Here is a 23,186-nt window from a genome sequence, read left to right as displayed (position 1 = left end):
GTACCGCGCGGTCCGCGCGGGTCAGCCGTCGTTTCAGATGCCGAGGTACGCCAGCAGCTCGCGCTCCCGCGAGCGCACCTCGGAGTTGTCCATCGCCTCCGCGATCCGTCCCTCGGCCAGCAGGTAGTGCCGGTCGGCGACGCCGGTGGCGAAGTGCAGGTTCTGCTCGACCAGCAGCACGGTCACGCCGTGCTGCTTGGCCTCCCGCAGCAGGTCACCGACCTGCTGCACGAGCAGCGGCGACAGCCCCTCGGTGGGCTCGTCGCAGAGCAGCAGCCGGGCGCCCATCCGCAGCACCCGGGCCAGGGCGAGCATCTGCTGCTCGCCGCCGGAGAGCATGGTGGCCGCCGACTCGCGCCGGGTGTACAGGGCGGGGAACGCCTCGTAGATCCGCTCCAGCGGCCACGGGTCGGGGCCGACCCGGGGCGGCAGGGTCAGGTTCTCGGTGACGGTCAGCGTGGCGTACGCGCCCCGGTCGTCGGGGACCCAGCCGAGCCCGGCCCGCGCCCGCTTGTACGCCGGCAGCCGCGTGATGTCCCGGCCGTCGAGGCTGACAGTGCCCCGCTGGCCCGGGTGCAGCCCCATCACGCTGCGCAGCAGGGTGGACTTGCCGGCGCCGTTGCGGCCGACCAGGGTGACCACCTCGCCGGCGGCCACCTCCAGGCTCACCTCCCGCAGCACCTGCGCCTCGCCGTACCAGGCGGAGAGGTTCTCAATGCGCAGCATCGGCGGCTCCCAGGTAGGCGGTGATGACCCGCTCGTCGGCGCGGACCTGCTCGTACGGCCCCTCGACCAGCACCTTGCCGGCCTGCAGGACGGTGACGGTGTCGGCGAGCCGGCCGACGACGCTCATGTTGTGCTCGACCATGACCACGGTCCGGCCCTTGCGGACGGCGGCGATCAGGTCGACGGTGCGGTCGACGTCCTCCAGCCCCATCCCGGCGGTGGGCTCGTCGAGGAGCAGCACCTTCGGGTCGAGGGCGAGGGCGATGGCCAGCTCCAGGGCCCGCTTGCGCCCGTACGCCAGGGCCTCGGCGGGCGCCTCGGCCAGCTCGGCGAGGTCGACCATGGCGAGCAGTTCGTCGGCCCGGTCGTGGTAGCGGCGCATCAGCTTCGCCGAGCGCCAGAACCGCCAGCCCAGGCCGCTGGGCGACTGGAGGGCGAGCTGCACGTGTTCCCGGGCGGACAGCTGCGGGAAGAGGCTGGTGATCTGGAAGGAGCGGGCCACCCCCAGCCGGGCGACCCGTTCCGGGGGCAGGCCGGTGACGTCCCGACCGGCCAGCTCGATCCGGCCGGCGCTGGGCGCCAGGAAGCCGGTGAGCAGGTTGAACAGGGTGGTCTTGCCGGCACCGTTCGGCCCCACCAGGGCGTGCACGGTCTCCGGTGCCACGTCGAGGTCGACCCCGTCGACCGCCCGGAAGCCCCGGAAGTCCCGGGTCAGCCCACGGGCCGACAGGATCGCTTGCCCGGCCATCGCCTCGCCCTCCGCAGGTCCGCAGCGACGACCAGGTCGGTGACCGGGGTCACAGGGCCGTCGCGTGCAGGAAACCTACGGCGCGCCGAGTTGGTCGAGCCATGTCGATTACCCACACATTCGTCCGATGCCGTACGGGCCCGCCCCCTATAGGGACGGGCCCGCGCACCCTCGCCGACCACCTTCCGCGCGGATCGGCACGCGTCGACATGTGGTGCCGCCACCGTCACCGGGTGGCGGCGTACTCCGGCAGGGTGAGGCCGTCGGCGTGGCTGAAGAAGAGCCGGGTGGCCAGCCCGCGCAGCGGGCGGGAGGCCATCGCCCGCATGGTGGCGTCGCGCATCCGGATCGCGGTCCGGCTGGCCGGCAGGAATCCGCCGATCCCCCCGCCCGGCAGCTCCTGGCCCTTCGTCACGTGCGCCCGCAGCACCTCCTCGTAGCGGCGGTACGCCACCCGGTGGTCGCCGCCGGCCGCCGCCAGCTCCCCGGCCAGCAGGTACGCGCCGACCAGCGAGAGGCTGGTGCCCTGCCCGGTCAGCGGGGACGGGCACCAGGCGGCGTCGCCGAGCAGCGCCACCCGCCCGGCGCTCCAGGAGTCCATCCGCACCTGCCCGTACCGGTCGAAATAGAAGTCCGGGGCATCGCCCATCGCGGCCAGCAGCTCGGCGGCGCGCCAGCCGACGTCGGCGAAGCGTTCGGCGAGCAGGCGCTGCTGGGCCGCCCGGTCCCGGCGGTCCACGTCCAGGGCCGGCGAGGCGAAGCTGAAGAAGGCGCTGGACCGGCCGTGCCGGTTCGGGCGGGTGCCGACCACCCGGCCGCCCGGGGCGTTGTGCAGCAGGAACCAGCCGGTCTCGTCCGGGTACGGGGTGGTGAAGTAGGCCAGGTACGCGCCGAGCGGCCGGACGTACGCCGACTCGGGGCCGAAGGCGAGGGCCCGGGTGCGGGAGTGCGAGCCGTCCGCGCCGATCACCAGGTCGACGGTGCGCGGGGCGGAGCGGGTGAAGGTGAGGCGCACCCCGTCGTCGGTCTGGGTGAGCGTCTCGATCGAGTCGTCGAAGACGTACTCCACCTCGGCCCGGGTCTCCTCGTACAGCAGCCGGGCCAGGTCGCCGCGCTCGATCTCGATGTCGGCGACGATCCCCTCACCGGCGAAGGCGTCCACCGGCATCCGGGCGCGCACGTCGCCCCGCCCGTCGACGTACGCCATGCCCTGCTCGCGGACGCACTCGGCGCGGATCCGGGCGGTCAGCCCCATCCGGTCGACCACCTCGCGGGCGGTCCCCCGCACGTCGACCGCCTGCCCGCCGGGACGCGGCCCGGGCGAGCGCTCCACGACGGTGACGGCGAAGCCGTACCGGCGCAGCCAGAAGGCGAGGGCGGGGCCGGCGATGCCGGCGCCGGAGATGAGTACGGTCCTGTCGTCCATCGCAACGCTCCCGAGTTCGTGCGTACACCGTCAACCCGGTCCGCGCCGGGGTCCGCGACGGACGGTAGGCCCACGACGTTCCACCCGCCCGCCGCGACCTAGTACGCTCCGTCCGCGAGGGCCCGCCAGGGCCGCTCGTACTAGTACGCTGCGCCGGAGGGACCGCCACCATGACCGGCTCGGAGCCGCCGTACCGGCGGATCGCCGCGGAGATCCGCCGCCGCATCGACCTCGGGGAGTTGCGCCCCGGCGACCCGGTGCCCTCGGCCCGCCGGCTCACCCGCGAGCACGGGGTGGCCATCGCCACCGCCACCAAGGTCCTCGCCCTGCTCCGGGACGAGGGCCTCGTGCTGACCCGGCCCGGGGCGGGCACCGTGGTCGCCCCGGCCCTACGGCCGTCCGGGCTCGGCGCGTCCGCCGCCGCGCCGCGACCCCGGACAGCGGCGGCGCCCGGCCCGCGGCGCGGCCCGGACGGCGGCGATCCCGAGCTGGGCCGCGACCGGCTGGTCCGCACCGCGATCGCCCTCGCCGACGCGGGCGGCCTCCCCGCCGTCTCCATGCGGCAGCTCGCCGCCGACCTGGGCGTGGCCACCATGTCGCTCTACCGGCACGTACGCGGCCGGGACGACCTGGTGCTCGCGATGGCCGACGCGGCGCTGGCCGACGCGCCCCTGCCCGCCACGCCGCCGGCCGGCTGGCGGGCCCGCCTGGACCTGCTGGCCCGGGCGCAGTGGGCGGTCTACCGGCGGCACCGCTGGCTGCCGCACGTCATCTCGATGGCCCGCCCGCAGCCGCTGCCGCACGGCATGGCGCACACCGAGTGGGCGCTGCGGGCCACCGACGGGCTGGGCCTGGACCGGCACGTGCGCTGGCACGTGGCGGTCACCCTGATGGCGTACGTGCGGGGCATCGCCACGAACCTGGAGATGGGCGCGCAGGCGGTGCAGGACACCGGCCTCAGCGACGAGCAGTGGGTGGACCGCCACCAGGCCACGTTCCAGCGGATCTTCGCCGGCGGCGGGCTCGCCACCATGGCGGCGCTGACCGGCGAGGGCCAGATCGACCTCGACCTGGAGACCGTCTTCGAGTTCGGCCTGCGCCGGCTGCTGGACGGCTACGCGACGCTGGTCGAGGGCAGGCTCAGTCCGGGAAGGTGACCACCCAGCGGGCGCCCTCGCCCCGGGCCAGCCGGCCGAACGCCGCCGGCGCCTCGGCCAGCCCGACGGTGCCGCTGACCAGGGGACGCAGGTCCAGCGTGCGGTCGGCGAGCGCGGCGGCCAGCTCCGGCACCTCGCGGTCCGGGTCGGACGACCCGTACACGGAGGAGCGCAGGGTGCGGGCGGAGTGGAAGACGTCCAGCGCGGAGAGGGTGAGCAGGTCGTCGTTGGCGCCCATGCCGACCACGGTGACCGCTCCCCCGCGCCGGGTCAGCCGCCAGGCGGCGCGGATGGTGGCGGCCCGGCCGACGCACTCGAACGCGTGGTCGACGCCGCGTCCCTCGGTCCGGGCCCGCACCTCCCTGGACAGCCGGTCGTCGGCGAGCAGGAAGTCGGTGGCGCCGGCGGCCAGGGCGAGTTCCCGCTTGGCCTCGGCGACGTCCACGGCGAGGATCGGCCCGGCGCCGGCCCGGCGGGCGGCGGTGAGCACGGCGAGCCCCACCCCGCCGAGCCCGATGACGGCGACCGACTCGCCGGCGGCCACCCGGGCGGTGTTGCGGACCGCGCCGGTGCCGGTGAGCACCGCGCAGCCGAGCAGGGCGGCCTGCTCCGGGGGCAGGCCGGCGGGGATCGGCACGGCGGCGTGCTCGGGCACCACCACCTCCTCGGCGAGCGCGCCGAGGCCGAGGGTGACGTGCAGCGGGGTGCCGTCGGCGGTCTCGCCCCGGGCCACCGCCGGGGCGGTGTTGGCGGTGCAGAGCCAGGGCTCGCCGTGCCGGCAGTGCCAGCAGGCACGGCAGGCGGGGGCCCAGTTGAGCACCACCGGCGTGCCGGCCGCCAGCCGGGCGCCCGGGCCCGCCTCGGCGACCACGCCGGTCGCCTCGTGCCCGAGCACCAGCGGGTACGCCGGCGCGAGCGTGCCGTTCACCATGGACAGGTCGGAGTGGCAGATGCCCGCGGCGCGGATCCGGACGCGCAGCTCGCCGGGGCCGGGGTCGGGCAGGCGTACCTCCTCGACGGCCGGGGCGGCGTCCCGGCCGCGCACCACCAGGGCCCTCACCGCTGGATCGCCTTGAGCTCGGTGAACTCCGCGATCCCATGGGCGCCCAGTTCCCGGCCGAGGCCGGACTGCCGGTACCCGCCGAACGGGGCGAGGGGGTTGAAGGCGGCGCCGTTGACGTCCACCTGGCCGGTGCGCAGCCGCCGGGCGACGGCGAGGGCCTGGTCCTCGTCGGCGGACCAGACCGCGCCGGCCAGCCCGTACCGGGAGTTGTTGGCGATGGCGACGGCCTGGTCGGTGTCGTCGAACGGGATGACCGCGAGCACCGGGCCGAAGACCTCCTCCTGGGCGAGGGCGCTGTCCGGGTGCACGTCGGCGAAGACGGTGGGCGCGACGAAGTGACCGCGTGGTGGCAGTGGCGCGTCCGGGCCACCGGCGACCAGCCGGGCCCCGTCGGCGAGGGCCTGGGCGACGTGGCCGCGGACCCGCTCGGCCTGGGCGGCGGAGACCAGCGGGCCGAGCCGGGTGGCCGGGTCGAACGGGTCACCGAGCCGGTACCCGGCCACGGCCGCCGCGACCAGGTCGAGCGCCTCGGCGTAGCGGTCCCGGTGCACCAGCATCCGGGTCCAGGCGGTGCAGGTCTGCCCGGAGTTGAGCAGGGCGTTGCCGACGCCGACCTTGACCGCGGTGGGCAGGTCGGCGTCGGCGAGGATCAGGTTGGCCGACTTGCCGCCGAGTTCCAGCGCCACCCGGGCGATCCGGTCGGCGGCGAGGTGGGCGATCCGGCGGCCGGTGGCGGTGGAGCCGGTGAACGAGACCAGGTCGACGTCCGGGTGGGCGGCGAGCGCCTCCCCGGCCACCGGCCCGGTGCCGGGCACCAGGTTGACCACGCCGGCGGGCAGCCCGGCCTCGGCCACCGCGTCGAAGAGCAGGTACGCGGTCAGCGGGGTGAGCTCGCTGGGCTTGAGCACCACGGTGCAGCCGGCCGCCAGGGCCGGGGCCACCTTGGCCACCACCTGATGGAGCGGGTAGTTCCACGGGGTGATCGCGCCGACCACGCCGACCGGTTCGCGGACCACCAGCGAGTTGCCCACCGTCTCCTCGGCCGGCGGGCGGGCGGCGAGGTCGACCATGCCGCGCAGCACGGTCAGCGGCAGGCCGGCCTGCACCCGGGTGGCGAGCTTGAGCGGGGTGCCGAGTTCCAGCGCCACGGTACGGGCGATCTGGTCGGCGCGGGCGGCCAGCGCGGCGTGCAGCCGGTCGAGGTGGGCGGCCCGCTCGGCGGGGGCGGTGGCCGCCCAGCCGGGGAAGGCGGCCCGGGCGGCGGCGACGGCCCGGTCGACGTCGGCCGGGTTGCCGGCGGGCACCTGCCCGACGATCTCGCCCGTGGCCGGGTTCTCGACCGGGATCGACGCCCCGTCCGCGGGGTCGACCCACTCCCCGGCGACGTGCAGGTGACGGCGGACCAGTGGGACGGGCGGCGCGGCGGCGAGATCCATGTCGTCCTTCCGGAAGGGGCGCGTGTCGGACGCTACTCCCTGCCGGCGGCCGGCTCCAGCCCGGCGACGGTCCGCTCGTACTCGGCGGCCAGCCCGTGCAGCAGCGCGTCCAGGCCGAGCAGGAACGCGCCCTCGTCGACGCTGCGCTGGTGGCCGGCGAGCCGGTGCGCCTGGCCGAGGTGCGGGTGCGCGGCGTACAGCGCCGGGTCCTCGACGAAGCCCCGGGCGAACGAGCCGAGCGCGGAGCCCGCGACGTAGTAGCGCAGCGCGGCGCCGATGTGGGTGGCCCGCGCCGGCGGCCAGCCGGCCCGGACCAGGCCGCCGTAGACCGCGTCGGCCATGGCCAGGGCGGCGGGCCGCCGGCCCGGGCCCTGGGCCAGGTACGGGACGATGTTCGGGTGCGCGGCGAGCGCCGCCCGGTAGGAGCGGGCCCAGCGCCGCAGCGCCTCGCACCAGTCGTACCGGCCGAAGGCGCTCACGTCGACGGTGCCGGTGACGCTGTCGGCCACCGCGTCGAGGATGTCGTCCTTGGTGGCGAAGTGGTTGTAGAGCGAGGGGCCCTGCACGCCGAGCGCGGCGGCCAGCCGCCGGGTGGAGAGCGCGGCCAGCCCGTCGGCGTCGATCAGCGCCAGCGCGGTGGTGACGATCCGCTCCCGGCTCAGCAGTGCCTGTCGGGGTCGCGGCACGTCATCCCATCCTCCCCGTCGGAAACCACCTGCGCACGCACCCTAACCAACCCAGGGTGGTGGGACCTCACCTCGACGGTGGAAGGCGGGGTCTGGACGGATGAAAACTTACACCGCTAGTTTGAGCATGATCCACCGCAGCGCCGACGCCGAGGGGGCACCATGGACTTCGCACTGTCCGACGAGGAACGCGCCGTCCGGGACACCGTGCGCGCCTTCATCACCCGCGAGGTGATGCCGCTGGAGCAGGAGGTGCTGCGCCGCGAGCGCGCCCACCGGCCCGGCCTGGACCGCTCCGAGCTGCGCGAACTCCAGCTCAAGGCGAAGAAGTTCGGCTTCTGGGGGTTGGCCACCCCGGAGGAGTACGGCGGGATGGACCTGCCGGCGGTCCTGCAGTCGCTGATCTGGACCGAGCTGGGGCGTACGTTCGTGCCGTTCCGGTTCGGCGGCGAGGCGGACAACATCCTCTTCCACGCCACCGAGGAGCAGAAGCGGGAGTTCCTCATCCCGACCATCGAGGGGGAACGCATCTCCTGCTTCGCGATCACCGAGCCGGGCGCCGGCTCCGACGCGGCGAACATCCGGCTGCGCGCCCGCCGCGACGGCGACGACTGGGTGCTCGACGGGGAGAAGACCTTCATCACCAACGGCAACGACGCCGACTTCGCCATCGTGGTCGCGGTGACCGACCCGGAGAAGGGCGCCCGCCACGGCGGCGCGACCGCGTTCCTGGTGGACCGGGCGATGGGCTGGCGGTCGGAGTTCATCCAGACCATGGGCGAGGGCGGCCCGGCCTCGCTGGTCTTCGACGGCGTACGGGTGCCGCACCGCAACATCCTCGGCGCGGAGGGGCAGGGCTTCACGCTCGGCATGGAGTGGATCGGCAAGGGCCGCTACACCATCCCCTCGCACGCCATCGGCATCGCCGAGCGGGCGTTGCAGATGGCGATCGAGTACGCCAACACCCGGGAGACCTTCGGCGCGAAGATCGGCACCAACCAGGCCATCCAGTGGATGATCGCCGACTCGGAGACCGAGCTGGAGGCGGCCCGCTGGCTGGTGCTGCGCTCCGCGTGGACGGTCGACCAGGGCCTGGACGCCCGGCACGCCTCCTCGATGGGCAAGCTCTACGGCGCCGGCATGGTGAACCGGGTGGTGGACCGGGTGCTCCAGATACACGGCGGCATGGGGTACACCCGCGAGCTGCCGATCGAGCGCTGGTACCGGCAGGTCCGGCTGTACCGGATCTTCGAGGGAACCGACGAGATGCAGCGGCTGATCATCTCCCGCGACCTGCTGCGCGGCTACACGAAGATCGGCGGCCACCTGGCCTGAGGCGGCGCCGGCTCCGGCGGCTGCTCCCACCGGTCCCGGGTGGGAGCAGCCGCTCGGCTCGTCACCCGGTCAGCGCGTCCAGGGCCAGGTCGACGTCCGCCTCGGTGGTGTAGAGGTGGAACGAGGCCCGGACCCGGCCGGCCCGGACCGCCGCGCGCACCCCGGCCCGGGCCAGCTTCTCCTGCGCGCCGGGCACCTCCACGGCCACGATCGCGCTGTCGCCGGGCGGCCGGCCCAACCCGGTGAGGAACCGGTTGGCCAGCGCCACGTCGTGCGCGTGGACGGCGGGCAGCCCGATCTCGGCGAGCAGGTCCAGGGCCGGCGCGGCGCCGACCCAGCAGAACCAGGCCGGGGAGATGTCGAAGCGGCGGGCGTCGTCGGCCAGTCGCAGCGGCGGGCCGTAGTAGGAGGCGTGCGGGTCCGCGCCCGCGTACCAGTTGGCGGCGTCGGGACGCATCCGGTCGCGCAGCGCGGGGGCCAGGTAGGCGAAGGCCACCCCGCGCGGCGCCATCAGCCACTTGTACGCCGACACCACCACCGCGTCCGCCCGGCCCGCGTCGAAGGGCAGCCAGCCGCACCCCTGGGTGGCGTCCACCGCAACGAGGGCGCCGTGCGCCCGGGCCGCCGCGACGATCTCGTCGTACGGGGCGACCGTGCCGTCGGCGGACTGCACCAGGCTGAACGCCACCAGGTCGGTGTCCGCGTCGATCGCGTCGACCAGGCCGGCCAGGGGCACCGTGCGGACCCGGACGCCGCGCTCCTCCTGGACCAGCCAGGGGAACAGGTTCGAGGTGAACTCGATCTCCGGCACCACCACCGTCGCCCCGGGCGGCAGCGCCGCCGCGACCGGGGCCAGCAGTTGCGAGGCGGTGCTGCCGATCGCCACGTCGGCCGACTCCACCCCGACCAGGCCGGCGAACGTGGTTCGCGCCCGGCCGACCGACTCGGCCCAGCCCTCCCAGGAGACCCGCCCCGTCCGCCAGTCGGCGAGCACGTCCTGCACCGCCGTCCAGGCCGGTTCGGGCGGCAGCCCGTACGTGGCGGTGTTCAGCCACCCGGGCTCCGGCTGCCACAGCTTCTGCGCCTGCTCGAGTTCCATGCCCGCGACGCTAGTGCTGGCCGGCGTCGGCCCGGCACCGCCAATTCCCCACCCGTGGACCGCCCGGCCTCGCGGCGCCGGGATCCCCGCAGATTCCCGGAAAGAGTGGCCATCCGCGCCTGGATGGCCACTCTTTCCGGGAAACAGGGGCAGTGACCTGCCGGGCGCCGGCGCGTCAGGCGGTGGCGCCGGCGAACGGGGCTGTGTCCTCGGCGGGGCGATCGTCGGCCGGCTCGTCGTCGAGCATGGTGGCCTCGTCGAACGGGCGCTGCCCGGCCAGGACCGCCTGGGCCTGGTCGCGGTCGAACTCGCCGGTCCAGGTGCCGACCAGCACGGTGGCGACCGCGTTGCCGGCGAAGTTGGTGAGCGCGCGGGCCTCGGACATGAACCGGTCGATGCCGACGATCAGCCCGACGCCGTCGACCAGGTCCGGCCGGTGCGACTGGAGGCCGCCGGCCAGGGTGGCCAGGCCGGCGCCGGTGACCCCGGCGGCGCCCTTCGAGGCAATGATCATGAAGGCCAGCAGACCGATCTGCTCGCCGATCGCCATCGGCTTGCCGAGCGCGTCGGCGATGAACAGCGAGGCCATGGTCAGGTAGATCGCGGTGCCGTCGAGGTTGAAGGAGTAGCCGGTCGGCACGGTGATGCCGACGACCGGCTTGCCGACGCCGAAGTGCTCCATCTTGGCGATCAGGCGGGGCAGCGCCGACTCCGACGACGAGGTCGACAGGATCAGCAGGAACTCGCGGCCCAGGTAGCGCAGCAGCGAGAAGATCGAGATCCGGGCGACGAGCCAGAGCAACGCGCCGAGCACCACCAGCACGAAGATCAGGCAGGTGGCGTAGAAGCCGAGCATGATCTGGGCCAGGCTGGTCAGCGCGTCCATGCCGGTCGCGCCGACCACGGCGGCCATCGCGCCGAACGCGCCGATCGGCGCCACCCACATGATCATCGCGAGCACCTTGAAGACCAGGCGCTGGAGCACGCCGACCGCGCGCAGCACCGGCTCGCCGCGGCTGCCCATCGCCTGCACGGCGAAGCCGACCAGGAGCGCGACCAGCAGCGTCTGCAGCACCGAGCCCTCGGTCAGGGCGGAGAAGAGGGAGGTCGGGATGACCCCGAGCAGGAAGTCGACGGTGCCGCCGGTCTCGTCGCCCGCCGCCTTCTGGCCCGCGCCGGACAGGTCCGCGCCGAGGTCCAGTCCGGAGCCGGGGTGGATGATGTTGCCGACCACCAGGCCGATGGCCAGCGCGACCGTCGACATGATCAGGAAGTAGCCGAGCGCGAGGCCGCCGACCTTGCCGACCCGGGCCGCCTGCCGCACGGACCCGACACCGAGGACGATCGTGCAGAAGATGACCGGGCTGATCATCATCTTGATCAGGTTGACGAAGCCGGTGCCGAGCGGCTTCAGCTCCTTGCCGACCTCGGGCGCGACGAGGCCGACAAGGATGCCGGCGACGACGGCCACGATGACCGCCAGATAGAGGTACCGGGTCCGGTCCCGGCGGGCGGGCCGGGCGGCCACGGGGGTTGAGGTGGTGGTGTCCATGCCCACAATGTGAAGCGCGTCTCAGCACAGGGCACGCTTGCGTTCATTCTGTTCACCCGCGCGAAGCACGGTCGAAACCGCACCGGGCCGGTGCGCCAGACTTGCGGGACGACCAGGGGCGGAAGGAGGGGGACGTGACCCGACGGCAGTGGAGCATCGCGGGACAGCTGTTCGCCCTCCAGGCCGTGGTGGTGACGCTGCTCGTGCTGGCCGGCGCGGCCGGCGCGGCGGTGCTCGCCCGCAGCGACTCCCAGCAGGCGGCGAAGGAGGAGGTGCTCGCCGTGGCGCAGACCGTGGCGCACTCCCCCGAGGTCCGCACCGCCCTGGCCACCCCCGACCCCTCGGCCGCCCTCCAGCCGTACGCGGAGTCGATCCGGAAGGCGACCGGAACGGACTTCGTGGTGGTGATGGCCCCGGACCGGACCCGCTACTCGCACCCCGACCCGAAGCGCATCGGGCAGCCGTTCATCGGCGACATCGGCCCCGCGCTGGCCGGCGAGGCCTCCTTCACCACCACCAACGTCGGCACCCTCGGCGAGTCGGTGCGCGCGGTCGTCCCGGTGTACGGCGACGGGCACCGGATCATCGGCCTGGTCTCGGTGGGCATCACCACCAAGGCGATCAACCGGAAGCTGCTCGCCCAGGCGCCGGTGCTGCTCTACGCCGCCGTACCCGCCCTGGCCCTCGCGGCCACCGGGTCCTGGCTGCTCAGCCGGCGGCTGCGGCGGCAGACCCACGGCCTCGGTCCGGCCCAGATGACCCGGATGTACGAGTACTACGACGCCGTCCTGCACTCCGTACGCGAGGGGCTGCTGGTGCTGACCCGGGACCGGCGGGTGGCGCTGGTCAACGACGAGGGCCGCCGCCTGCTCGGGCTGGACGAGGACGCCACGGTGACCGACCGGCCGGTGCGCGACGTCGACCTGCCCCCGGCGGTGGCGGAACTGCTCGCCTCCGGGCGGGACACGCACGACGAGCCGATCCTCGCCGGCGACCGGGTGCTGGTGGTCAACCAGCGGACCACCCGCTTCGAGGGGGCCGTGCTCGGCACCGTGCTGACCCTGCGCGACCAGACCGAGCTGCGCAACCTGGCCAGCGAGCTGGACTCGGTCCGCGCGCTCACCGAGGCGTTGCAGGCGCAGACCCACGAGTCGGCGAACCGGCTGCACACCGTGCTCACCCTGGTGGAGCTGGGCCGCACCGACGAGGCGGTCCGGCTCGCCACCCGGGACCTGGAGCTGGCCCAGCAGCTCACCGACCGGGTGGTCGGGGCGGTGACCGAGCCGGCGCTGGCGGCGCTGCTGCTCGGCAAGTCGGCCCGGGCCGGCGAGCGCGGCGTGGACCTGGTCATCGACCCGGACTGCCGCCTCGACGACAGCCCGCTGCCCACCACCGACCTGCTCACCGTGGTCGGGAACCTGGTCGACAACGCCCTGGAGGCGGTCGCCGGCACCGCCCCGCCCCGCCGGGTCCGCGTCCTGGTCGGCACCGACGCCGACCAGCTCGTGGTCCGGGTCGCCGACACCGGCCCCGGGCTGGAGCCGGAGCGGGTGGCGGACGCGTTCCGCCGCGGCTGGTCCACCAAGAGCACCGGCCGCGGGCTGGGCCTGGCCCTGGTCGGTCAGGTGGTCCGCCGGCACGGCGGCAGCTCCGACGTCGGGCGCACCGACGACGGGGAGACCGTCTTCACCATCCGGCTGCCGATCCCCCGGGAGCCCCGATGAGCGAGCGGACCAGGCGCGGCCCGGTGGAGTCTGCTGACGGCCCGCAGCGGAGTGCCGGCACGGGCGACATCCGGGTGCTGGTGGTGGAGGACGAGCCGCTGCTGGCGGAGGCGCACAAGGCGTACACCGAGCGGGTGCCGGGGTTCGTGGTGGTCGGGGTGGCGCACACCGCGCGGGAGGCGATGGCGGCGCTGCGGCACCGCGGCGGCGCCGACGTGGACCTGGTGCTGCTCGACTTCCGCCTGCCCGACCTGCCCGGGCTGGACGTCTGCCGGGCGTTGCGGGCCGCCGGCAGCAGCGTCGACGTGCTGGCGGTGACCTCGGCGCGGGACCTGGCGGTGGTCCGCACCGCGGTCTCCCTCGGGGTCACCCACTACCTGCTCAAGCCGTTCACTTTCGCCGCGTTCCGCGACAAGCTGGAGCGGTACGCCGAGTACCGGCGACAGGCGCTCGCCGAGGGCGAGGTGGCCGCCCAGCACGAGGTGGACCGGATGTTCGCCACGCTGCGCGGCGCGGCCCGGCACACCCTGCCGAAGGGGCTCGACGAGCAGACGCTGCACACCGTGCTGGCCGCGCTGGGCGACGGCGGCCCGCTCTCCGCCAACGAGGTCAGCCAACGGACCGGGATCTCCCGGGTGACCGCCCGCCGCTACCTGGAATACCTGGTCTCGGCCGACCGTGCGGTCCGCGCGCCCCGCTACGGCACCCCCGGCCGCCCGGAGGTCGAGTACCGCCCGGTGTAGGCGCTCCGGTCGGACGACGGTCGCGCGGCACGCCCCCCTGGCGGGATCCCGACGCGGCCGAACCGGGTGGTGCGGTGCCGGCGCGGCCGATAGCGTCAAATTCTCACCCGCTGCGGAGGCCGCCGATGTTTCTCGAGATCCGCACCTACCGGCTGAAGCCCGGCACGGTGGACGAGTTCGTCCGGGTGATGCGGGAGGAGGCCGCGCCGCTGCTCGGCCGCTTCGGTATCCGCGTGGTGGCCGCCGGGGCGTCCCTGGTCCGCGAGGACGGCCACGAGGAGGCGTACCTGATCCGGGGTTTCCCGTCGCTGGCGGTGCGGGACGAGCAGGAGGCGGCGTTCTACGGCAGCGACGCCTGGCGGAACGGCCCCCGCGAAGCGATCCTGTCCTGCATCGAGAGCTACCACACCGTGGTGCTGGAGACCTCAGACGCTGCCGCCGACGTGCTCTGCGGCCACCGGCCCTGACCTGCCGGCCGAGCGCCGCGAGGCTCGGCTGACGCCGGCCGGGGTGGGCCCGCAACCATCCTGCGCGAACGTGGAAGTGGTGGCCTCGCACCGACGGCGAGGCCACCACATCCCGGATCGAGCGCGATCTTGGCGGCGGCTCAGCGGGGTCAGCTGACGTTGGCCGGGCCGAGGACGCTCTTGAGGTCGCCCATCAGCGCGGTGGTCGCCGCCACCCGGAACGGGCCGAGGCGCAGCGTGGTGACCTTGCCGCCGTTGAGCAGCTTGACGTGCACCTCGGTGTCGCCCGGGTGCAGCACCAGGGTCTCCTTGAGCTTCTCCACCAGCGGCGGCGTACAGCGGTGCACCGGGATGGTCAGGGTGACCGGCTTGTTCGCCGGGTTGCTGCTGATGTCCGGCATGGACATGTCCATCGCCATGATCCGGGGAATGTCGTCGCGCCGGTCGACCCGCCCCTTGACCACCACGATCGCGTCCTCGGCGATGTACTGGCCGATCACCTCGTAGGTGTTGGGGAAGAAGAGGGTCTCCACCCCACCGGCCAGGTCCTCCAGGGTGGCCGAGGCCCAGGCCCGGCCCTGCTTGGTGACCCGGCGCTGCACGCCGGAGAGGATGCCGGCCAGGGTGACCACCGCGCCGTCGGGCACGGTGCCCTCCTCGGACAGCGCGGCGATGGTGCAGTCGGCCGCCGCGCCGAGCACGTGCTCCAGGCCGAAGAGCGGGTGGTCGGAGACGTACAGGCCGAGCATCTCGCGCTCGAAGGCGAGCTTGTCGCGCTTGTCCCACTCCCCCTCGGCGATGGTCGGCATGACCGTGGTGCTGCCGCCGCTGTCCGCGTCGCCGAAGCCGGCGCCGAAGAGGTCGTACTGGCCGACGGCCTCCTTGCGCTTGACGTCGGCGTACGCGTCGATGGCGTCGGCGTGCACGGCGAGCAGGCCCTTGCGTGGGTGGCCCATCGAGTCGAACGCGCCGGCCTTGATCAGCGATTCGATGGTCTTCTTGTTGCAGACCACCGCGTCCACCTTGGACAGGAAGTCGTAGAAGTCGGCGTACGCGCCCTTCTCCTCCCGGCACCGCATGATCGAGGTGACCACGTTCGCGCCGACGTTGCGGATGGCCGCCAGGCCGAACCGGATGTCCCGGCCGACCGGGGTGAACGGCCCGGCCGAGGTGTTCACGTCGGGCGGCAGCACCTGGATGCCCATCCGGCGGCACTCGGAGAGGTAGAGCGCCATCTTGTCCTTGTCGTCGCCGACGGAGGTGAGCAGCGCCGCCATGTACTCGGCCGGGTAGTGCGCCTTGAGGTACGCCGTCCAGTAGGACACCAGGCCGTACGCGGCCGAGTGCGCCTTGTTGAAGGCGTAGCCGGCGAACGGGACGAGCACGTCCCACACCGCCTGGATCGCCTCGTCGGAGTAGCCGCGCTCGCGGCAGCCGTCCCGGAACGGGATGAACTCCTTGTCGAGGATCTCCTTCTTCTTCTTGCCCATCGCCCGGCGCAGCAGGTCCGCCTGGCCGAGGCTGTAGCCGGCCAGGATCTGTGCGGCGCGCTGCACCTGCTCCTGGTAGACGATCAGGCCGTAGGTGGGCGCGAGGATCTCCCGCAGCGGCTCCTCCAGCTCCGGGTGGATCGGGGTGATCTCCTGGAGGCCGTTCTTGCGCAGCGCGTAGTTGGTGTGCGAGTCGACGCCCATCGGGCCGGGCCGGTAGAGGGCCAGCACCGCGGAGATGTCCTCGAAGTTGTCCGGCTTCATCAGCCGCAGCAGGGATCGCATCGGCCCGCCGTCGAGCTGGAACACGCCCAGCGTGTCGCCGCGGGCCAGCAGCTCGTAGGCCGCCTTGTCGTCCAGCGGCAGGGCCAGCAGGTCCAGCTCCTTGCCGTGGTTGAGCTGGATGTTCTTGACCGCGTCGTCGATGATGGTCAGGTTGCGCAGGCCGAGGAAGTCCATCTTCAGCAGCCCGAGCGACTCGCAGGTCGGGTAGTCGAACTGCGTGATGATCACGCCGTCGGAGTCCCGGCGCATCAGCGGGATGTGCTCGATGATCGGCTCGGCGGACATGATCACGCCCGCGGCGTGCACGCCGGTCTGCCGGATCAGCCCCTCGATGCCCTTGGCGGTCTCGATGACCTTCTTGACGTCCGGGTCCGACTCGTAGAGGCCGCGGATCTCGCCCGCCTCGGCGTAGCGCGGGTGCTTCGGGTCGAAGATGCCGGACAGCGGGATGTCCTTGCCCATCACCGCCGGGGGCATGGCCTTGGTGATCCGGTCGCCCACCGCGTACGGGTAGCCCAGCACCCGGGCCGAGTCCTTGATCGCGGCCTTCGCCTTGATCGTGCCGAAGGTCGCGATCTGCGCGACCTTGTCCTCGCCCCACTTGTCGGTGACGTACTTGATCACCTCGCCGCGCCGGCGCTCGTCGAAGTCGATGTCGACATCGGGCATGGAGACGCGCTCGGGGTTGAGGAACCGCTCGAAGATCAGGCCGTGCGGGATCGGGTCCAGGTCGGTGATGCCCAGCGCGTACGCGACCAGCGAGCCGGCGGCGGAGCCACGGCCCGGACCGACCGCGATGCCCTGGCTCTTCGCCCACTGGATGAAGTCGGCGACCACGAGGAAGTACGACGGGAAGCCCATCTGGACGATGACGCCCAGCTCGTACTCCGCCTGGGCGACGTGGCCCTCCGGGATGCCGTTCGGGAAGCGGCGGGCCAGCCCCTTGAAGGTCTCCTTGCGGAACCAGGACTCCTCGGTCTCCCCGTCGGGGATCGGGAAGCGCGGCATCAGGTTGTGGAACTCGAACATCCCGGTGGGGTCGACCTTCTCGGCGACCAGCAGGGTGTTGCGGCAGCCCAGCTGCCACAGCTCGGACGAGTTGACCGCGCGCATCTGGTCGGCCGACTTGATGTAGTAGCCGCCACCCTCCAGCCGGAACCGGTTCGGGTCGTCGATGTTGCTGGCGGTCTGCACGCAGAGCAGGACGTCGTGCGCCTCCGCCTGCTCTTCCCGGGTGTAGTGCGAGTCGTTGGTGACCACAGGTGGGATGTCGAGCTTCCGGCCGATCTCGATCAGCCCGTCGCGGACCCGCTTCTCGATCTCGAGGCCGTGGTCCATGATCTCGAGGAAGTAGTTCTCCCGGCCGAAGATGTCCTGGTACGCGGCGGCGGCCTTGAGCGCCTCGTCGAACTGGCCGAGCCGGAGCCGGGTCTGCACCGCGCCCGACGGGCAGCCGGTGGTGGCCATGATGCCCTCGGCGTGCTCGGCGATCAGCTCCATGTCCATCCGCGGCCACTTGACGTAGTGGCCCTCCATCGAGGCGCGCGAGTTGAGCTTGAACAGGTTGTGCAGGCCGGTCTTGTTCGCCGCCCACATGGTCATGTGGGTGATGGCGCCGTTACCGGAGACGTCGTCGCTCTTCTGCTCCGGGCGGCCCCACTTGACCCGCTGCTTGTGGAAGCGCGACTCCGGCGCCACGTACGCCTCGACGCCGAGGATGGGCTTGACCCCGGCGGCCATGGCCTGCTTGTAGAAGTCGTTCGCGCCGTGCATGTTGCCGTGGTCGGTGATCGCCACCGCCGGCATGCCGAGCCGCGCGGCCTCGGCGAAGAGGTCCTTGAGCCGGGCCGCCCCGTCGAGCATCGAGTACTCGGTGTGCACGTGCAGATGCGCGAACGAGTCGGCCATGCGTGGCGCCCCCCGGCGTTGTGGATCTAGATGGTCGGAGTCGACCGGGACCTACCCTACCGAGGCGATCTGACGGCCTCCACCGTCCGCGCCGAGGGTGGTCTCCGTCTCCCCGATGATCACCCTCAGACAGCGCGTGTGTCACACAATGGCCTGGCGGGTGACAATAGTGTGTGCCACACAGTATGGTGTGAGACATGGTGAGCGAGGAGGTCCTCCGGACCCATCTCCAGGAGTTGCGGCGCGGCACCGTGGTGGTGGCCAGCCTGGTCGCCCTGCGCCAACCCGACTACGGGTACGCGCTGCTGCAACGGCTGGGCGCGCACGGCTTCCCGGTCGACGCGAACACGCTCTATCCCCTGCTCCGGCGGCTGGAGGAGCAGGGGCTGCTGACCAGTGAGTGGAACACCGAGGAGAGCCGGCCGCGCAAGTTCTACCGCACCAGCGAGGAGGGCGAGACGGTGCTGCGCCGCCTCCTCGACGACCTGGCCGCGGTGCAGGCCTCCGTCGCCGGGCTGATCGAAGGAGTGGACCGATGACCTCCCTGACCGACCGCTACCTCGCCGCCACCCTGCGGGCGGTGCCGGCCCCGCGTCGCGCGGAGCTCGCCGAGGAGTTGCGTGCCTCCATCGAGGACATGATCGACGACCGGAGCACCGGCGGGCAGGACCGGGCCGCGGCCGAGCGGGAGGTGCTCACCGAGCTGGGCAACCCGGAACAGCTCGCCGCCCGCTACACCGACCGCCCGCTCCAGCTCATCGGCCCGCGCTATTTCCTGGTCTGGTGGCGGCTGCTCCGGCTGCTGCTCACCTTCGTCCCGGCGATCGCCGGCGTGGTGACCGGCGTGGTCAAGGCGACCGTCGGGAACGATCCCGGCGCGGCCATCGGGGCCGGGATCGCCGCTGCCCTGCAGACGGCGGTGCAGACCGCGTTCTGGATCACCCTCGTCTTCGCGGTCGCCGAACGGCTGAACCCGCCGCTGAACCTGCCCGGGTGGAGCGTCGACCAACTGCCCGAGACGGCGCGGGAGCGGCAGGTGACGCTGGTCGACAGCTGCGCCGCGATCGCGTTCCTGGTGCTCGCCATCGCGTTCCTGCCCTGGCAGCACTTCCAGCCCTGGGTCTCCGGCGACGGCTCGCGGCTGCCCATGATCGACCCGGCGCTGTGGAGCTTCTGGCTGCCGGCGCTGATCGCGGTGCTGGTGGCCACCCTCGGCCTGGAGGTCGCGAAGTACCGGGCCGGCCGGTGGACCTGGCCGCTGGTCGGGGTCAACGCCGTGCTCGACCTCGCGTTCGCGATGCCGCTGGTCTGGCTGCTGCTCACCGACCGGCTGCTCAACCCGGCGCTGGTCGAGCGGTTCGCCTGGCTGCGCGAGGGCGGGGTGGACGACGTGGCCCGGGTCGCCATCGTGGTCACCGCCGCCGTCGTGGTCTGGGACGTCATCGACAGCGCGGTCAAGGCCCGCCGGGCCGCCGACTGAACCCGCCGGCCCGGCGCGCCCCTGCCGGCCAGGGACGCGCCGGGCCGGGGTACGCGGGCTCAGGCGCCCCCCGAGTTTCCGGGCCGAGGCCGTCGAACCGCTGTTGATACAAACGTATGGGTAGAGGGGAGTTCGACATGCGGATCCGGGGGGTCGTCTACGACACCGGTGTCGAGATGCTGCCCGGCCGCCCGTCCCGGCCGGCGTTCGACCCGGACCAGGTCCGCGACGACCTGCGGGTGATCGCCACGGAGCTGCACGCCAACGCGGTACGACTCGTCGGGGAGAACCTGGAGCGGCTGCGCCTGGCCGCCGATGCCGCCGCCGAGGCGGGGCTGGCGGTCTGGCTCTCCCCCGCGCTGCCGGACGCCACGTCGGCCGCCGCCCGGGTTCAGCTCGCCAGCTGCGCCGACCTCGGGGAGCGGCTGCGCGTCCGGGGGGCCGAGGTGGTGCTGGTGGCCGGCTGGGAGGCGACCCTCTTCCTGCGCGGCATCGTCGCCGGAGCCACCGCGGCCGACCGGACGGCCACCATGACCAGCCCACGCCGGCTGCTGTGGAGCACCCTGCGGCACGGCCCCTTCCCGTACGCGCTCAACCGGCACCTGCGCCGGGCGGCCGCCACGGCCCGGTCCCGCTTCCACGGCCCGGTGACGTACGCGGCGCTCGGTTTCGAGAGCGTGGACTGGCGGCCCTTCGACTACGTCGGGGTGGACCACTATCGCAGCGGGGAGTCACCGCAGGAGTGGACCGAGGCGCTCGGGCGCAGGCGCCGCCACGGCAGGCCGGTGGTGCTCACCGAGCTGGGCTGCGCCACGTACGCGGGCGCCGAGGCGCGCGGCGCGCTCGCCTGGACGGTGGTCGACCGCGACGCCGACCCGCCCCGGCTGCGCGAGCCGGTGGTGCGCGACGAGCGGGCACAGGCCGAGGAGGTCGGCCGGCTGCTGGACCTGGCCGGGACGGCCGGGGTCGAGGGCGCCTTCGTCTACACCTACGCGGCGTTCAGCTACCCGCACCGGCCGGAGCCCGAGTGGGACCTGGACACCGCCGGCTACGGCCTGGTCGCGGTGCTGCCCGACGGCTCGGTCCGCCGCAAGGCGGCCTTCGACGCGGTGGCGCGCCGCTACGCGCTGTGAACAGACACCAGCGTCCAGGTCGCCCGGTACGGGGCAGCCTGGACGCCGGGTCGGAACGGGTCAGCCGACGGCGGCCATGACCTCGTCGGACACGTCGAAGTTGGCGTAGACGTTCTGCACGTCGTCGCAGTCCTCGAGGACGTCGATCAGCTTGAAGATCTTGCGGGCGCCCTCCTCGTCCAGCGGCACGTTGACGCTGGGGATGAGGGAGGACTCGGCCGACTCGTACTCGATGCCGGCGTCCTGCAGGGCGGTCCGCACCGCGATCAGGTCGCCGGGCTCGGAGACCACCTCGTACGCCTCACCGAGGTCGTTGACCTCCTCGGCGCCGGCGTCGAGGACCGCCATCATCACGTCGTCCTCGGTGGTGCCCGTCTTGGGGACGATCACCACGCCCTTGCGGGAGAACATGTACGACACCGAGCCGGCGTCGGCGAACGAGCCGCCGTTGCGGGTCAGCGCGGTCCGCACCTCGGTGGCGGCGCGGTTGCGGTTGTCGGTGAGGCACTCGATGAGCAGCGCGACGCCGTTCGGGCCGTAGCCCTCGTACATGATCGTCTGGTAGTCGGCGCCGCCGGCCTCCAGGCCGGAACCGCGCTTGACCGCGCGATCGATGTTGTCGTTCGGGACCGAGTTCTTCTTCGCCTTCTGGATGGCGTCGTAGAGGGTCGGGTTGCCGGCCGGGTCGCCGCCGCCGGTCCGGGCCGCCACCTCGACGTTCTTGATCAGCTTGGCGAACATCTTGCCGCGCTTGGCGTCGATGACGGCCTTCTTGTGCTTGGTGGTCGCCCACTTTGAGTGGCCGGACATCTCATACCTCCGTTAGTGATCCACGCCTGCGTCGACTGCCCGCGCCGAATCCACGGTCAACCGGTACGGATGGAGCTGGCCGGTCGGCTCCGCGTGGACGGCTGCGGCGAGCGATGGCCCTGCCGAACCGCGGCAATCCTACCGAGAGGACGTCACCGCATGTCACACCCGGCACCCGTGCCGGGGCGCGGCGGGTGGCCGGGCCGTTGCCGGTAGACAACAACCGCGGGCCGGAAAACATGCCCGCGAGGGTACGAAAGGGCTGCTCCCGGCCTCAGGCCGCGGCCCGGACGAGGTCCACGAAGTAGCGGTGCAGCCGCAGGTCGCCGGTGAGCTCCGGGTGGAACGAGGTGGCCAGCAGATTGCCCTGCCGGACCGCGACGATCCGGTCGGCGGCCGGCCCGTCGGTGACCCGGCCCAGCACCTCGACACCGGCGCCGACCCGCTCCACCCACGGCGCGCGGATGAACACGGCGTGGAACGGCTCGCCCGGGACCCCGGCGATCTCCACGGGGGCCTCGAACGAGTCGACCTGGCGGCCGAACGCGTTGCGCCGGACGGTCATCTCGATGCCCTGGAAGCCCCGCTGGTCGGGGCGGCCGTCGAGCACCTCGGCGGCAAGCATGATCATGCCGGCGCAGGAGCCGTAGACCGGCATGCCGGCGGCGATCCGCTTGTCGATCGGCTCGCGCATCTCGAAAATGTCGGCGAGCTTGCTGATCGTGGTGGACTCGCCGCCCGGGATCACCAGCCCGTCGACCGCGTCCAGCTCGACCGGCCGGCGGACCGGGCGGGCGTCGGCGCCGGCGCCGGCCAGGGCGGCGACGTGCTCACGCACGTCCCCCTGCAGGGCGAGCACCCCGATCACGGGTTCGGTCACGTCAGTTTCCTCTCGACTCAGGAGGGGGCCCCTGCTGTTGACAAGGGCCCCTCCTCGCACGTCACCAGCCGCGCTCGGCCAGCCGGTGCGGCTGCGGGATCTCGTCGACGTTGATGCCCACCATCGCCTCGCCCAGGCCGCGGGAGACCTTGGCCAGCACGTCCGGGTCGTCGTGGAAGGTGGTGGCCTTCACGATCGCGGCGGCCCGCTGGGCCGGGTTGCCGGACTTGAAGATGCCCGAGCCGACGAAGACGCCCTCGGCGCCGAGCTGCATCATCATGGCCGCGTCGGCCGGGGTGGCGATGCCGCCCGCGGTGAACAGCACGACCGGCAGCTTGCCGCTCGCGGCGACCTCCTTGACCAGCTCGTACGGCGCCTGGAGCTCCTTCGCGGCGACGTACAGCTCGTCCTCGGGCAGCGACTGGAGCCGGCGGATCTCCTTGCGGATCTTGCGCATGTGGGTGGTGGCGTTGGAGACGTCACCGGTGCCGGCCTCGCCCTTCGAGCGGATCATGGCGGCGCCCTCGGTGATCCGGCGCAGCGCCTCGCCCAGGTTGGTCGCGCCGCAGACGAAGGGGACGGTGAAGGCCCACTTGTCGATGTGGTTCTCGTAGTCGGCCGGGGTCAGCACCTCGGACTCGTCGATGTAGTCGACGCCGAGGGACTGCAGGATCTGCGCCTCGACGAAGTGACCGATCCGGGCCTTGGCCATCACCGGGATCGAGACGGCGTTGATGATGCCGTCGATCATGTCCGGGTCGCTCATCCGGGACACGCCGCCCTGCGCGCGGATGTCCGCCGGCACCCGCTCCAGCGCCATGACCGCGACGGCGCCCGCGTCCTCGGCGATCTTGGCCTGCTCGGGGGTGACCACGTCCATGATCACGCCACCCTTGAGCATCTCGGCCATCCCCCGCTTGACGCGGGCGGTGCCGACGACGGAGGTGGCGTTGGTGTTCGGGGAGGTGGAATCGGACACGGGTCATCGCTCCTTGGGCATGCTCGGGGGTGGCTCGCGAACGAGGCTACGACGGGTCC

The 23,186-nt window shown here is 73.1% G+C and carries 20 protein-coding genes; 8 read left to right on the top strand and 12 right to left on the bottom strand.

The genetic code is table 11. From position 1 onward, the window contains the following. Positions 1–33: 33 nt before the first annotated feature. From ACGFI9_RS28170 to ACGFI9_RS28160, 3 genes are all read right to left on the bottom strand, one after another. The gene (locus tag ACGFI9_RS28170; protein WP_393182593.1) at positions 34–726 is read right to left on the bottom strand and encodes an ABC transporter ATP-binding protein; all 693 of its coding nucleotides are present in this window, start codon (positions 724–726) and stop codon (positions 34–36) included. After that, positions 713–1,474, bottom strand: a complete 762-nt coding sequence (locus tag ACGFI9_RS28165) for an ABC transporter ATP-binding protein (protein WP_393182592.1) — start codon at positions 1,472–1,474, stop codon at positions 713–715. The genes ACGFI9_RS28170 and ACGFI9_RS28165 overlap by 14 nt, the downstream gene beginning before the upstream one ends. A 226-nt stretch (positions 1,475–1,700) precedes the next feature. Continuing rightward, complete coding sequence (locus tag ACGFI9_RS28160; protein ID WP_393182590.1) at positions 1,701–2,900, bottom strand: FAD-dependent monooxygenase; 1,200 nt, start codon at positions 2,898–2,900, stop codon at positions 1,701–1,703. Between the two features lie 170 nt (positions 2,901–3,070). Between ACGFI9_RS28160 and ACGFI9_RS28155 the strand changes: the two genes are divergently transcribed. Beyond that, positions 3,071–4,057, top strand: coding sequence for a TetR/AcrR family transcriptional regulator C-terminal domain-containing protein (locus ACGFI9_RS28155; RefSeq protein WP_393182588.1), 987 nt, complete (start codon positions 3,071–3,073; stop codon positions 4,055–4,057). Here the strand turns inward: ACGFI9_RS28155 and ACGFI9_RS28150 are convergent. The 3 genes from ACGFI9_RS28150 to ACGFI9_RS28140 are packed head-to-tail and all read right to left on the bottom strand — an operon-like array spanning position 4,041 to position 7,242. Continuing rightward, the gene (locus ACGFI9_RS28150; RefSeq protein WP_393182587.1) at positions 4,041–5,117 is read right to left on the bottom strand and encodes an alcohol dehydrogenase catalytic domain-containing protein; all 1,077 of its coding nucleotides are present in this window, start codon (positions 5,115–5,117) and stop codon (positions 4,041–4,043) included. The two genes, ACGFI9_RS28155 and ACGFI9_RS28150, sit on opposite strands and share 17 nt — an antisense overlap. Further along, positions 5,114–6,556, bottom strand: coding sequence for an aldehyde dehydrogenase family protein (locus ACGFI9_RS28145; RefSeq protein WP_393182585.1), 1,443 nt, complete (start codon positions 6,554–6,556; stop codon positions 5,114–5,116). The genes ACGFI9_RS28150 and ACGFI9_RS28145 overlap by 4 nt, the downstream gene beginning before the upstream one ends. Positions 6,557–6,588: 32 nt before the next feature. Further along, complete coding sequence (locus tag ACGFI9_RS28140; RefSeq protein ID WP_393182583.1) at positions 6,589–7,242, bottom strand: TetR/AcrR family transcriptional regulator; 654 nt, start codon at positions 7,240–7,242, stop codon at positions 6,589–6,591. Between the two features lie 162 nt (positions 7,243–7,404). On the opposite strand from ACGFI9_RS28140, the gene ACGFI9_RS28135 reads away from it, so the two are divergent. After that, positions 7,405–8,577 carry an acyl-CoA dehydrogenase family protein gene (locus tag ACGFI9_RS28135; protein WP_393182581.1) on the top strand — a complete coding sequence of 391 codons (1,173 nt, stop codon included), beginning with the start codon at positions 7,405–7,407 and terminating at the stop codon, positions 8,575–8,577. Positions 8,578–8,638: 61 nt separating this feature from the next. Here ACGFI9_RS28135 and ACGFI9_RS28130 read toward each other — a convergent pair whose 3' ends face one another. Both ACGFI9_RS28130 and ACGFI9_RS28125 read right to left on the bottom strand, forming a co-directional pair. After that, positions 8,639–9,676 carry an aminotransferase class V-fold PLP-dependent enzyme gene (locus ACGFI9_RS28130; protein WP_393182579.1) on the bottom strand — a complete coding sequence of 346 codons (1,038 nt, stop codon included), beginning with the start codon at positions 9,674–9,676 and terminating at the stop codon, positions 8,639–8,641. A gap of 175 nt (positions 9,677–9,851) precedes the next feature. After that, positions 9,852–11,228, bottom strand: coding sequence for a cation:dicarboxylate symporter family transporter (locus tag ACGFI9_RS28125; protein WP_393182577.1), 1,377 nt, complete (start codon positions 11,226–11,228; stop codon positions 9,852–9,854). A gap of 134 nt (positions 11,229–11,362) precedes the next feature. Here ACGFI9_RS28125 and ACGFI9_RS28120 point away from each other — a divergent pair, with 134 nt between their 5' ends. From ACGFI9_RS28120 to ACGFI9_RS28110, 3 genes are all read left to right on the top strand, one after another. After that, entirely contained in the window at positions 11,363–12,952 is a 1,590-nt protein-coding gene (locus ACGFI9_RS28120; RefSeq protein WP_393182575.1) for an ATP-binding protein, read from the top strand. Next, complete coding sequence (locus ACGFI9_RS28115) at positions 12,949–13,695, top strand: response regulator (RefSeq protein ID WP_393182573.1); 747 nt, start codon at positions 12,949–12,951, stop codon at positions 13,693–13,695. Before ACGFI9_RS28120 ends, ACGFI9_RS28115 begins: the two co-directional genes overlap by 4 nt. A 125-nt stretch (positions 13,696–13,820) precedes the next feature. Further along, complete coding sequence (locus ACGFI9_RS28110) at positions 13,821–14,162, top strand: NIPSNAP family protein (RefSeq protein ID WP_393182571.1); 342 nt, start codon at positions 13,821–13,823, stop codon at positions 14,160–14,162. A gap of 149 nt (positions 14,163–14,311) precedes the next feature. On the opposite strand, the gene dnaE is transcribed toward ACGFI9_RS28110, so the two are convergent. Next, positions 14,312–17,845: a DNA polymerase III subunit alpha gene (gene dnaE / locus ACGFI9_RS28105; RefSeq protein ID WP_393182569.1), complete on the bottom strand. Its 3,534-nt coding sequence runs from the start codon at positions 17,843–17,845 to the stop codon at positions 14,312–14,314. A 197-nt stretch (positions 17,846–18,042) separates the two neighbouring features. Between dnaE and ACGFI9_RS28100 the strand changes: the two genes are divergently transcribed. From ACGFI9_RS28100 to ACGFI9_RS28090, 3 genes are all read left to right on the top strand, one after another. Further along, entirely contained in the window at positions 18,043–18,384 is a 342-nt protein-coding gene (locus ACGFI9_RS28100; RefSeq protein ID WP_393182567.1) for a PadR family transcriptional regulator, read from the top strand. Continuing rightward, positions 18,381–19,325, top strand: a complete 945-nt coding sequence (locus tag ACGFI9_RS28095) for a permease prefix domain 1-containing protein (RefSeq protein WP_393182565.1) — start codon at positions 18,381–18,383, stop codon at positions 19,323–19,325. Before ACGFI9_RS28100 ends, ACGFI9_RS28095 begins: the two co-directional genes overlap by 4 nt. Positions 19,326–19,462: 137 nt before the next feature. Beyond that, positions 19,463–20,458, top strand: coding sequence for a hypothetical protein (locus tag ACGFI9_RS28090; protein ID WP_393182563.1), 996 nt, complete (start codon positions 19,463–19,465; stop codon positions 20,456–20,458). A 60-nt stretch (positions 20,459–20,518) separates the two neighbouring features. On the opposite strand, the gene ACGFI9_RS28085 is transcribed toward ACGFI9_RS28090, so the two are convergent. From ACGFI9_RS28085 to pdxS, 3 genes are all read right to left on the bottom strand, one after another. Beyond that, positions 20,519–21,268, bottom strand: coding sequence for a YebC/PmpR family DNA-binding transcriptional regulator (locus tag ACGFI9_RS28085; protein ID WP_393182561.1), 750 nt, complete (start codon positions 21,266–21,268; stop codon positions 20,519–20,521). 274 nt (positions 21,269–21,542) lie between these two features. Continuing rightward, a complete protein-coding gene (gene pdxT / locus ACGFI9_RS28080) occupies positions 21,543–22,148 on the bottom strand; it encodes a pyridoxal 5'-phosphate synthase glutaminase subunit PdxT (protein WP_393182559.1) in 606 nt (201 codons plus the stop codon). A 61-nt stretch (positions 22,149–22,209) separates the two neighbouring features. After that, the gene (pdxS, locus tag ACGFI9_RS28075; protein ID WP_393182557.1) at positions 22,210–23,127 is read right to left on the bottom strand and encodes a pyridoxal 5'-phosphate synthase lyase subunit PdxS; all 918 of its coding nucleotides are present in this window, start codon (positions 23,125–23,127) and stop codon (positions 22,210–22,212) included. Positions 23,128–23,186 lie beyond the last annotated feature (59 nt).

The sequence above is a fragment of the Micromonospora sp. NPDC048930 genome (assembly GCF_043197935.1).
GTDB lineage: Bacteria > Actinomycetota > Actinomycetes > Mycobacteriales > Micromonosporaceae > Micromonospora.
This window is presented reverse-complemented; position numbering and strand designations above follow the sequence as displayed.